Source organism: Oceanobacter sp. 3_MG-2023 (assembly GCF_030688925.1).
Lineage (GTDB): Bacteria > Pseudomonadota > Gammaproteobacteria > Pseudomonadales > Oceanobacteraceae > Oceanobacter.
Genome location: NZ_JAUYVX010000025.1, coordinates 1 through 12127, shown reverse-complemented (window position 1 = coordinate 12127; position 12127 = coordinate 1). Strand labels below are relative to the sequence as shown.

Below are 12127 nucleotides of genomic sequence, written 5' to 3'. Positions count from 1 at the left end.
ATCGCCGATGGTAGTGTGGGGCTTCCCCATGTGAGAGTAGGTCATCGTCAAGCTCTTAAACGAAATACCCCGTCCTGTTATGCAGGGCGGGGTTTTTTTATGCCTGTGAGATACTGACGGTTGGGCACGAACGGGCAGCACGTTGTATTTGATAGCAACCTCGCTAAGCTGATGCCAGTGTCTAACGGGGAATATTATGTCGAAACGAATGCTGATTACCGGGGCGGGACGGCGATTGGGTAAAACGCTGGCGCTGCATTTTTTACAGCAGGGCTGGCAAGTCGTTGCCCACTACAATACCGTCAGCGAGTTGCCAGAGCATAGCGAATTGTCACTGTTACAAGCCAATCTGGCCAACACCTCAGAGACACTGGCTATGTGTCAGCAGTTACAACAGCAGCTACCATTTGATGCGGTGATTCATAATGCCTCCTGTTTTGTGCCGGATGCTGCGAGTGGTATTTCTCTGGCTGAGCAGGCGGCGCATCTGACAGACCATTTGAATGTCCATGTGATGGCTCCTGCCTTGATTACCCAGGCTCTGGAGCAGCGCTGGAATACCGGGGCGGCTATGGTGGTGCTGGCTGATATTTATGCCGATATTCCGAACCAGCGTTTCAGTGCTTATTGTGCCAGTAAAGCCGGGTTACAAAACTGGGCGCTTAGTATGGCGCAGCGACTGGCGGGACAGGTGCGGGTCAATGTCATTCAGCCGGGGCCGATCCGTTTTTTGCCTGATCACGATGCCGCATATCGTCAGCGGGTATTATCTCAATCCTTGATCCCCCATGAGCTGGGTTACGGGGCTATCGCCAAGGCGTGTGATTATTTACTGGATAATGAGGCGGTGACCGGCTCGGTGATGCGGGTTGATGGCGGTCGTTTTGTGGCCAATCGGTACGATCAGACTTTCACCAACGATTGAGACGGGTTATCTGCGGATAATAATGGTTGCCAGGTTTTTTGTACCAGTCGGTAATAACTGTCATCCAATGCTTGGCTGAGGCACTGAGGGGCGGCATCAGCTTCGGCCAGAATGTCCAGGTCGATGGTGCGATCCTTGAGTTTACGAGCTGGTGACTTGGCTTCTCGGCCTAACGTACGTTCGATATTCAGCAGAATGTCTTTGACCTGAATGGCAGTCAGGCTGGTGCGGATAACCGCCAGCTGGTTTTTGAACGTGTAGTGGAAAGTATCGCCAACGGGTGCGGTTTCCAGCGCTGGAGAGGTGGCCAGTAGTTCAAAGTGCTGGCTCAGCGCCTGACGTGCCAGTGGCAGATGTGTGTCCGGATCCAGGTTGCTACCCAGTCCGAGCAGATAAAACGCCATAAAAACTCCCGCCAATAAAAAGTTGGATAAGAATGGAAAACCTCTGCCGTTGCTGTCAAGTCATTCCGCGGACAATCATGTGTATAAAAAGTGACCTTGTTGGAATAATTGCTACTGTTCATCCTGATCGAGCTGAGGCTAAATAATAGCCTGCTGGAGAGGAGACGGAATACCTCAAGGAGGCTGATATGGATATGATCTGGCTGGTTGGATTGATTCTGGCGCTTGTTCTGAGTGCCTTCCCGTTAAAGGCATTTGGTGATCGCGCTCCCCCTTTGATGTTGGCCAAAACCTGGCAAGAGACACTCAGCCCGGCGGCGTATCTGGTCAGTGAAAAACTCGATGGCGTACGCGCTTACTGGGATGGTGAGCAGTTGCTCAGTCGCAGCGGCCTGATGATCCATGCTCCAGACTGGTTCCTGAGTGAATTACCATCACAGCCTCTGGATGGTGAATTGTGGGCGGGTCGGGGGGCGTTTGAACAGGTCAGTCAACTGGTACGATCTACCCGTGATCAGGGAGATGCCTGGCGAGCGATGCGTTTTATGGCGCTGGATTTACCCGCCAGTCCAGCCACGTTTGAAGAGCGCTATCGTCTGTTGCAGGCGCTGGTTGCCAGGCAGCAATCGCCTTATCTGGAAACGGTTGTGCAAGAGACGGTGAACGACCGGGCCGCATTGCAGGCCAGGCTCAAACAGGTGGTAGCGGCGGGTGGTGAAGGCTTGATGCTGAAACGCCGCCAGTCGCTTTATCAGGCGCACCGTAGCGATGATTTGCTCAAGTACAAACTCTGGCAGGATGCCGAAGGCCGGGTGGTGGGGTATGTCCCTGGTAACGGTAAATATCAGGGAATGACCGGTGCCCTGCGAGTGGTAATTGATGACGGCCGGGAAATTCGCCTGGGCTCTGGTCTGACCGATGCGTTACGTCAAAATCCCCCGGCGGTTGGCACATGGGTCACTTATGCTTTTAGTGGCTATACCGTCCATGGTTTGCCGAGATTCGCCCGTTTTGTCCGAGTCCGGCAAAAAGAGTAGGTCGAGTAATGGTCGTGCTAAACTCATGGCTTTGCGCAAAGCACAGTGAGCAACCGATGGTTCACATAGTACAACGGCAGTTGCCCGCCTCATGGCAATTCGAATCCGCAGAGCAGATTCCACCAGTGTTGCAGCGTGTATACGCAGCTCGTGGTGTTACTACTGCTGAGCAAACACAGTTGTCGTTGCAGCAATTATTGCCTTATCACTCGATGAAAGGTATCGCGGCAGCGGTGGACTTGCTGCTGCCGGTGATCCAGCAACAGCGGCGCTTGCTGATTGTGGGTGACTTTGATGTTGATGGCGCCACCAGTACGGCGCTGGCGATCCGGGCTTTGCGGATGATGGGTGCCAGCTGTATTGATTATCTGGTGCCTAATCGTTTCGATTTTGGTTATGGCCTGACCCCCGAGTTGGTAGAAGTGGCGGTGTCTCGGCGGCCTGACTTGATTATGACGGTTGATAACGGCATTGCGGCGATGGCGGGCGTCAGGGCGGCAACGCAATACGGTATTCCAGTACTGGTGACCGATCACCACTTGCCCGCTGACCAACTGCCGAATGCCGCCGCGATTGTGAATCCGAACCAGCCGGGCTGTGACTTTCCCAGCAAGGCGGCCTGTGGTTGTACCGTGGTTTTTTATCTGATGCTGGCACTCAAGGCCCGCTTGATCGAGAATGGCTATTTTGCTTCAAAAGCCATGGAGCCGCCAAACCTGGTACAGCTGATTGACCTGGTGGCACTGGCGACAGTGGCCGATGTAGTGCCACTGGATCTTAATAACCGGATTCTGGTGGAGCAGGGGTTGCGGCGTATTCGTGCCGGCCGCACCATCGCCGGGATTTCAGCCCTGCTACAGGTCGCGGGTAAAAATCGGGCGCGGGTGGTGTCGGCGGATTTTGGCTTTGCTGTTGGGCCACGGTTGAATGCTGCCGGCAGATTGGATGATATGGCATTGGGCATTGAATGCCTGCTGTGTGATGAACCGTCATTGGCGTTACAGATGGCCGCGCAGCTGGATGAACTGAATCGCGACCGGCGTCAGATAGAGGCGGCGATGACTGCCGATGCTGAACGTTTTCTGGCAGCACTGGATATGAAACCAGTCGGTAGCGCCCGGCCCGGACATGGCCAGACCTTGCCTGCCGGGGTGTGTTTGTTTCATCGTGACTGGCATCAGGGCGTGATCGGCATTCTGGCTTCTCGGGTCAAGGAAAAAATCCATCGTCCCGTGATTGCGTTTGCTCTGGCGGATACCGGGGAGCTAAAAGGATCAGCCCGTTCGATCGCCGGGCTGCATATGCGTGATGCGCTGGATTTGTTACACAAGCGTCATCCTCACCTGATGACCAAGTTTGGAGGACACGCGATGGCGGCGGGTTTGACCGTGGTCGCGGGTGGTTTTGACGCCTTTGTTCAGGCATTTGCAGAGATATGCCAGCAGTTGTTAAGTGCCGATGACTTGACAGAGCGCACCGATGTGGATGGTCAGCTGCAACCTTCCGAGTTGACACTGACTCTGGCGGAACAGCTGCGCTGGGCTGGCCCTTGGGGGCAAGGCTTTCCTGCGCCGGTTTTTACTGGTGTTTTTCATTTGCAGCAACAGCGTCTGGTGGGTGAAAAGCATTTGAAGATGCTGGTACAGCCAGAAGCCAGCGATGTACTGTTGGATGCCATTTGTTTTAATGTCGACCCCAAGCAATGGCCGTCTCCGGTTGATCGGGTCGAGCTGGTTTATCAGCTGGATGTTAATGAATTTCGTGGTCGGCAAAGTGTACAGTTGTTGGTAAGTCATATATCCACAGCGTGCTGAGCCGGGGTTATAAACAAGGAAGTATCACTGCCAGGAATGGCAAGGAGGGCCAGGATGGCTCCAGTGAACGAGCACATATCCTCTGAAAACAAATGCCTGGCGACGTGTGCGGCCAGCAAGGACAGCAATCAGAAAACCTGTTATCACGCATTGTTGGGGCTGATGTTGCTGCTGATTCTGACTTGGGGTGGTAATGTCGAGGCGGAGATTTATCAGTGGCGCGATGATAACGGGCGTGTGCATTTTTCCGATGCGCTGCCGGTCGATGATGCGGTGGAGGCCAATACCGTTGAACTGCAGCCAATATCGGAATATACCAGTCCGCCAGCGCACAGGCAGGGCTGGTCACCTTCTTCTTATGCGTCTGACAGCGGTGCTGTGTCCAAAACCGCACGGGCAAGCAGTGTGGCCGCAGAGCAGAAAAGCCGGGAGTTGCAGCAACAGCGTTGTGCCAAATACCGCGATTTATACCGCAAGGCCAGTAAAACCCTGAGCGATAATATTGATGATGCGCTCAAAAAGCGTGACAAGAAAAACAACTATCGTAACAAGATCAAGGAATACTGCGGCTAGGCTGATTGCCATGGGCGTTGTCTCCTGTGGTGTTTGTAAAAAAGCAGGGGCTGTCAGAGTAATCACAACTAAGAATAACTATTGCTCTCATGCCAACAATTCATTCCGTCTGCTGCCCTAGTCATTTCACCGGGACTACACCACAATGCCGCAATTCGGAACACATAGCCGTGCTGGCTCGTGTCGGGAAGGTAATCTGGCAGGTTGAAGAACCAGGCAGATTCGTAACCGCCGCAGATAGCATCGTTTCAGTTGATATAAGAGGACAGTATGGGAAGACATCAGGCAGGTTCGGGTTACCTCAAACTCCCACTTTTGGCCGCATTGGTTTTAACCCTCAGTGCCTGTCAGGAAGAGCAGCAGGCATCTGCGGCGGCACCACAAATGCCACCTACTGGCGTGGATGTTGTGCAATTGGCACCACAATCCTTTGAATTGACCGATACCTTGGCTGGGCGTGTTACGGCCTATCGGGTGGCTGAGATCCGCCCGCAGGTCAGCGGTATTATTCTCAAACGCTTTTTTAATGAAGGTGCCACGGTCAAGGCAGGTGACAAGCTCTACCAGATTGACCCTACACTTTACGAAGCTGAACTGGCCAGTGCCCGAGCACAGCTGGCGGTAGCAGAAGCCAATGCCTACAGTGCGCGACTAAAAGCAGAACGTTACAAGGAGTTGTCTCGTACATCTGCCATCAGTCGTCAGGATGTGGATGATTCCGAAGCGCTTTGGAAACAGTCTGAAGCACAAATCAAACTGGCGGAAGCCGCTGTTCGCAGTGCCGAAATCAATTTGGGCTACACCAAGATCACCGCACCGATTTCCGGTGTGATCTCACGTTCAAGCATTACCGAAGGCGCATTGGTTTCTGATGCTCAAGACAGTGCTTTGACCGTGATCCGCCAGATTTCACCGATTTATGTGGATGTGCAGAGTCCGGCGACCAAAGTGATGGGTATCAAGTCGGCTGATGTTTCACAGGACGTATCCTTGTCGTTGCAAGATGGGACGACGTTTGCCGAGACCGGCAAGATCCAGTTTACCGATGTCGGCGTGGATCAGGGAACCGGTACAGTGAATATCCGGACCCTGTTCGAGAATACCGACGGGTTGTTATTACCGGGTATGTTTGTGCGTGCCAATATCGCCTATGACCAGGTTGAGAATGCTCTTCTGGTGCCACAGCAAGCGGTATCCCGCAACCCCGACAGTACCACAACCGTTATGGTGGTGGGTGCCGATAACGTGGTTCAGCCACGAGCGGTTGTCGTGACCCGTGCGGTGGGGGATCAGTGGCTGATTCAGTCCGGCTTGCAGGCCGATGAGCAAGTCGTGGTCGCAGGGCTTCAGAAGATCAAAGCAGGTGCAACCGTTGCTCCTAATCTCATTAATGCCCCGGCAGAGCAGTAAGGAGTAGCGGATTATGGCCCAATTTTTTATCGACAGGCCTATTTTTGCCTGGGTAGTTGCCATCATGATTATGGTGGCGGGCGGCCTGGCCGTTATGAACCTGCCGATTCAGCAATATCCGACCATTGCGCCACCGGCGGTCAGCATTGAGGCAACCTATCCAGGTGCTTCCGCGCAGACGCTGGAAGACAGTGTGACCCAGGTAATTGAGCAGAATATGACTGGTCTGGATGGCTTGCTGTATATGTCATCCAACAGCAGCAGTTCTGGTCGGGCGACCATTACACTGACCTTTGCCGCAGGTATGGACCCGGATATTGCCCAGGTTCAGGTACAGAACAAATTGTCACAGGCCGAGCCTTTGTTGCCAGAAGAAGTGCAGCGTCAAGGTGTGGCCGTGAGCAAGGGACGCACCGGCTTCCTGATGGTGGTTGGCCTGGTCTCTGGTGATGGCAGCATGAGCAGGAACGACCTGGCTGACTACGGTATCGCACAGTTGAAAGATCCGCTGTCCCGGGTTCAGGGTGTGGGTAGCATCACGGTTTTTGGTGCCCAGTATTCCATGCGGATCTGGTTGCAGCCGGAAAAACTCACCGCTTATGGTCTGACGCCATTGGAAGTGCGTCAGGCTGTATCCGAACAGAACAGCCAGTTTCCCGCGGGTGAACTGGGTGGTTTGCCGGCGATTGAGAACCAGCAGATGAATGCTTCCATCATTGCCCAGACGCGCATGGAAAGCGTGGAAGAGTTTGAAAACATTCTGATCAAGGTGAATCGGGACGGTTCTCAGGTGCGGGTCAAAGACGTTGCCAGAGTGGAACTGGGGGCCGAAAGCTATGCGGTCGACAGTCGTTACAATGGCAAACCGGCCACCGGCCTGGGGATTCAGTTGGCCAGTGGTGCCAATGCACTGGATACGGCAGCGGCTGTACGTGAGCGTTTGGCAGAGCTGCAGCCGTTTTTCCCACCGGGGCTGGAAATTGTTTATCCCTTCGATACCACACCGTTCGTAAAAATATCCATTGAAGAAGTGGTACATACCCTGATAGAAGCCGTGGTACTGGTATTCCTGGTGATGTTCCTGTTCCTGGGTAAATTCCGGGCCACTCTGATTCCGACCATTGCGGTACCTGTGGTGATGCTGGGAACCTTTGGCATCATGGCGCTGGCTGGCTACAGCATTAACACACTCACCATGTTTGGTCTGGTGCTGGCCATTGGCTTGTTGGTGGATGACGCCATTGTGGTGGTGGAAAACGTTGAGCGGGTGATGGAAGAAGAAGGCTTGTCTCCCAAAGAAGCCACCAAACGCTCGATGCGCCAGATTACCAACGCTCTGATCGGTATTGCTCTGGTGCTGTCGGCGGTCTTTGTACCCATGGCCTTTATGTCCGGTTCAACCGGGGCTATTTATCGCCAGTTCTCGTTAACCATTGTTTCGGCGATGGGACTGTCGGTACTGGTGGCCTTGTCCCTGACTCCGGCATTGTGTTCGACCATGCTGCGTCCACACAAGGAAGGGCATGGCCAATCAGGCTTCTTTGGCTTGTTCAATCGCTTGTTCGGCAAGGCGACCGATAAATACGAAGGCGGTGTCTCGCGTACCTTGAGAGCGCCGATTCGTATGGTGCTGATTTATGGCTGTTTGCTGGTTGTTATGGCCGTGATCTATGTGCGTTTGCCGGTGTCATTCTTGCCCGATGAAGATCAGGGTGTCCTGCTGAACCTGGTGATGTTGCCAGCCGGTGCGACAATGGAACGTAACCACGAAGTCATGGACAAGCTCAACGAGCACTATATGAACGAACCGGCGGTAGATTCTGTTTTTACCGTCTCCGGCTTCAGCTTTACCGGTCGTGGCCAGAACCAGGGGCTGGCGTTTGTCAAACTGAAACCATGGGGAGAGCGGCTGTCGCCTGATCAATCGGTTGGTGCTGTGATTGGCCGGGCATGGGGGGCATTAAGTCAGGTAAAAGACGCGATTATTTATCCTCTGAATCTGCCGCCTATTATTGCACTGGGTACCGCAACCGGCTTTAACGCGATGTTGCAAGACCGGGCCAATATTGGTCATGACAAACTGGTACAGGCTCGCAACATGCTGCTGGGAATGGCCGCACAGGACCCTCGTCTGGTGCGGGTACGCCCGAATGGCATGGAAGATGTGCCTGTTTTCCACGTCGACATTGATTATGAAAAAGTCAAAACCCTGGGGCTCAGTGTCAGTGATGTAAATAGCACGCTCAGTACGGCCTGGGGTTCGGCTTACATCAATGATTTCATGGACCGTGGCCGGGTGAAAAAGGTCTACATCCAGGCGGATGCTCCAGCCCGAATGCTGCCGGAAGATATTGGCAAGTGGTACGTCCGTAATAACACTGGTGAAATGGTACCCTTCAGTTCCTTTGCCACGTCCTACTGGGGCTACAACTCGCCACGACTGGAACGTTACAACGGTGTTCCTGCGGTTAATATTCAAGGGGAGGCTGCACCGGGTATGAGTACCGGGGATGCAATGGTAGCGATCGAGGAGATTGTGGCCAAATTACCACCTGGTGTTGGTATTGAATGGACGGGGATGTCGTATCAAGAGCGGATGGCTGGTTCCCAGGCGCCGATGCTCTATGCGCTGTCGCTGTTGGTTGTCTTCTTGTGTCTGGCAGCATTGTACGAAAGCTGGACGGTGCCGTTTGCGGTTATCCTGATTGTTCCATTAGGGATTCTGGGTGCCTTGCTGGCGACGTACGGCCGAGACTTGGCCAACGACGTGTATTTCCAGGTGGGCCTGTTAACAACCATTGGTTTGTCAGCCAAGAATGCCATCCTGATTGTAGAGTTTGCCAAAGCACTGCATGAAGAAGGCAAACCTCTGGTTGCGGCGGCAACGGAAGCGGCACGCTTGCGTTTACGGCCAATCATCATGACCTCCATGGCCTTTATTCTGGGGGTGTTACCTCTGGCACTCAGTACCGGAGCGGGCGCAGCGAGCCGTCAGGCAATCGGTACCGGCGTGATTGGTGGCATGCTCAGTGCGACCTTCCTGGCTATTTTCTTTGTACCGCTGTTTTATGTGCTGGTGATGAAGATGGCGCAATGGATGGGTGGTAACAAGAAAACGACTTGATTCTTGGGTCTGAAATATCGTCGGTGAATGACAAGTGCAGCTGCTTGTCATTCCCGTATGATTTGCCTGATTAACAGGCATCTGGAGCCGGGCGGTGGATTTATCCTCCGCCCGGTTTTATATTGGCGCAACACTACGCGCTTCTTCTTTTTCTCTGCACCCGCCGCAAGGAACTGCTTATGTTGAGTATGTTGGCCAACCTGCTGAAAGCTCTGAACTCTGAAACCTCGCCCTGGCAAATCTCCCTGGCCGTCTGCTTGTCGCTGGTGGTGGCACTGACGCCATTCTGGGGACTACACAACTTGCTGGTCTTGCTGTTGGTCTTGCTGATCCGTACCAATATTGCAGGTTTCCTGTTTGGTCTGGCGTTGTTTTCACTTGCGGCCATGCTGGTTGATCCGTTATCCGTGCGTCTGGGTGAAAGCCTGTTGGCGAATCCGGCGCTGATCGACTTTTGGACTGCGCTGTATCAGAGTGATTTCTGGCGGCTGATGGGCTTTAACCACACCTTGACGCTGGGTGGTTTTGTTATTGCGGTGGTCAGTATGGCTCCGTTGTTTGTGGTGATGCAGGTATTGATCAAGCAATACCGTAGCCGGGTGATGACCTGGGTGAGCAAGCTCAAAATCGTACAGGCGCTGAAAGCGTCGAAGTTTTATTCCATCTACCAGGCAGTGGCGGAGTAACCGATATGTTGAAATGGATTCGCTGGTCTGGCTTGCTGGGTTTCGCTGCCGTTGTTGCGTTATTGGCAGCGTTCTTTTTATTAGCGGCTGGGCCATTGGTCAAAATGGCCATCGAAGGAGTCGGCAGCAGTGCCGCCGGAGCCAAGGTAAACGTCGATGATGTGTCACTGAGCCTGTCGCCGCTTGGTTTCGAATTACGTCATCTGACGGTCGCCAATGCCGACAAGCCGATGGAAAACCTGCTGGAATTCGAGTCAGCCGTGGCTACCGTAGACCTTGGCCCCTTATTGATGGGAAAAGGCATTATTGATGAACTGAGCGTTAACACACTGCGTTTTAATACCGCCCGGACTACCTCCGGCGCACTGGAGAAATCCGCTTCGTCTGCCAGTGGTGGCGACGGTGCGAAGCAAGAACCCGGTATGGCAGAAGAGCTGATCAGTCAGTTGCCATCGGCAGAAGAAATTCTGGCCAGGGAGTCCTTGCAGACAGAAGCCGCAGGCAAGGCGTTTACCGAAACCTTTGACCGTCGCCAGCAGCAGCTGGACAGCGCGTTGAATAATGTGCCGGACGAAGCCGCACTGAAACAATATCAGGCAGAAATAACCGCCCTGACAACAGAAAAGATCACCTCGCTGGAGGATTTTAACCAACGCAAGCAACGGCTTGAGGTTTTGCGGGAGCAGTTCAAGGCTGATAAAAAAGCCCTGAATACGGCCAAGGACCTGATTGGTGAAACACGAGTCGAAGTCACCCAGCGTTTGCAGGATCTGAAAGCGGCACCCGGTGAAGACCTCGCCAGTATTCGCGACAAATACCAGCTCAATGCCCAGGGGGCAGCCAATCTCAGTGGTTTGTTATTTGGCAGCCAAACGGGGGAATGGGCAACCCAGGCACTGTATTGGTATGAAAAAATCAAACCCTACCTGGCATCTGATAACTCGGATGAAGAGCCGGAGTATCAGCGTCCTGACGGTCGTTATATCCATTTCCCGACCAGTAACCCCTGGCCTGAATTCCTGATTCGCCATACTGCGATCAGTGCTGAAACCGATGCCGGTGATCTGGCTATCAGTGGTACCGACCTGACGCATCAGCAAGCGGTACTGGGTCGTCCTGCTCGTATCGATATCGATGGTGCTGGCCTTGACAAGGTTGAGGCGCTGCAACTGAATATTGTGATTGATCACCGCCAGGCTGTCGGGCGCGACACCCTGACATTGGCCGTTACCGACTGGCAGCTGGACAGCGTTAATCTTGGGCTGGGTGATGCGCAACTGGAATCCGCCATGGGACAGTTGCAAGGTATGGCGCAGATCACCAGTGGTGAAGGACGGGATCAGTTGTCTTCCCGTCTGGAAGGACAATTCGGACAGGCGACGTTCAACAGCAGCGGCCAGACCCTGTTTGCCAAAGAACTGGCCCTGGCACTGGCCAGTGTTGAGCAATTCACCATCGACGCCCGTGCCAATGGTGATCTGATCAGTCCATCGCTGGAATTTGGCTCGGATATCGATCAACAGCTGAGTGCCGCCTTTAATCAGCGTTTGCGCGAGCAACAAGACAAGCTGGAAGCCACGCTGCAAAGCAAACTGGACGACAAAATCAGTGAATACGCCGGTCCTTATGCTGATGACTTGCAGGCGCTGAATAATGCCGATGGCAAGGTAACGGACAAGCTGGCGCAACTGGAAGATATGGCCCGTGCCGAACTGGACGACTATGTCGCCCAGCAAAAGCAGGAAGCCAAAGACGAGGCCAGCGCCAAGGCTGATGAAGAAGCCTCCAAGCTGAAAGAGCAAGCCAAAGACAAACTGAAGAGTTTGTTTTAGGGAGAATGACGGTGCCTGCTGCCATTCCGGAGCCATTATCTGCGGTGGCCGTCAGCCAGTCTGTGGACTGGCTTGATGCTGCGGCTATCCACTCTCATGATTGGGTGGATCTGTTGGTCTTGCCATCGCTCAGCTTGCTGGTAGTGGATCACCGTGGCTCTCTGGCGCAGTTGCCGGACACGATTCAGCAACTGATCGGCTTGCGTCAGGCGTTGCGGCTGCACCCCGATATCAGCCGCACATTTAACCTGTAGGGGACATCCATTTAATCCTGCACGGCTCTGCGCGAGTGTTGCCGTTGTTCAGGGCAAGGCGACGAATG

Annotated in this window: 10 protein-coding genes; 9 read left to right on the top strand and 1 reads right to left on the bottom strand. The window is 53.8% G+C overall.

Translation table 11 applies throughout. The features are described from left to right. Window positions 1-196 precede the first annotated feature (196 nt). Window positions 197-925: an SDR family oxidoreductase gene (locus Q8W32_RS16335; protein ID WP_305415654.1), complete on the top strand. Its 729-nt coding sequence runs from the start codon at window positions 197-199 to the stop codon at window positions 923-925. On the opposite strand, the gene folK is transcribed toward Q8W32_RS16335, so the two are convergent. After that, the gene (folK, locus tag Q8W32_RS16330; RefSeq protein ID WP_303434849.1) at window positions 904-1329 is read right to left on the bottom strand and encodes a 2-amino-4-hydroxy-6-hydroxymethyldihydropteridine diphosphokinase; all 426 of its coding nucleotides are present in this window, start codon (window positions 1327-1329) and stop codon (window positions 904-906) included. The genes Q8W32_RS16335 and folK overlap by 22 nt on opposite strands. A 188-nt stretch (window positions 1330-1517) precedes the next feature. On the opposite strand from folK, the gene Q8W32_RS16325 reads away from it, so the two are divergent. The 8 genes from Q8W32_RS16325 to Q8W32_RS16290 all read left to right on the top strand — a co-directional run bounded on the left by Q8W32_RS16325 (window position 1518) and on the right by Q8W32_RS16290 (window position 12059). Next, a complete protein-coding gene (locus Q8W32_RS16325) occupies window positions 1518-2366 on the top strand; it encodes a DNA ligase (protein WP_303434848.1) in 849 nt (282 codons plus the stop codon). A gap of 56 nt (window positions 2367-2422) precedes the next feature. Further along, window positions 2423-4180: a single-stranded-DNA-specific exonuclease RecJ gene (gene recJ, locus Q8W32_RS16320; protein ID WP_305415653.1), complete on the top strand. Its 1758-nt coding sequence runs from the start codon at window positions 2423-2425 to the stop codon at window positions 4178-4180. A 54-nt stretch (window positions 4181-4234) separates the two neighbouring features. Beyond that, on the top strand, window positions 4235-4753 hold the full coding sequence (locus tag Q8W32_RS16315; RefSeq protein ID WP_303434844.1) for a DUF4124 domain-containing protein: 519 nt from the start codon (window positions 4235-4237) through the stop codon (window positions 4751-4753). 270 nt (window positions 4754-5023) lie between these two features. Beyond that, on the top strand, window positions 5024-6163 hold the full coding sequence (locus tag Q8W32_RS16310) for an efflux RND transporter periplasmic adaptor subunit (protein ID WP_303434843.1): 1140 nt from the start codon (window positions 5024-5026) through the stop codon (window positions 6161-6163). A gap of 13 nt (window positions 6164-6176) precedes the next feature. Beyond that, window positions 6177-9287, top strand: a complete 3111-nt coding sequence (locus tag Q8W32_RS16305) for an efflux RND transporter permease subunit (protein ID WP_305415651.1) — start codon at window positions 6177-6179, stop codon at window positions 9285-9287. Between the two features lie 179 nt (window positions 9288-9466). After that, window positions 9467-9973 carry a TIGR03546 family protein gene (locus Q8W32_RS16300; protein ID WP_303434839.1) on the top strand — a complete coding sequence of 169 codons (507 nt, stop codon included), beginning with the start codon at window positions 9467-9469 and terminating at the stop codon, window positions 9971-9973. 5 nt (window positions 9974-9978) lie between these two features. Further along, a complete protein-coding gene (locus Q8W32_RS16295) occupies window positions 9979-11805 on the top strand; it encodes a TIGR03545 family protein (RefSeq protein WP_305415650.1) in 1827 nt (608 codons plus the stop codon). A gap of 11 nt (window positions 11806-11816) precedes the next feature. Next, window positions 11817-12059: a hypothetical protein gene (locus Q8W32_RS16290; RefSeq protein WP_305415649.1), complete on the top strand. Its 243-nt coding sequence runs from the start codon at window positions 11817-11819 to the stop codon at window positions 12057-12059. The last annotated feature ends 68 nt before the right edge of the window (window positions 12060-12127 follow it).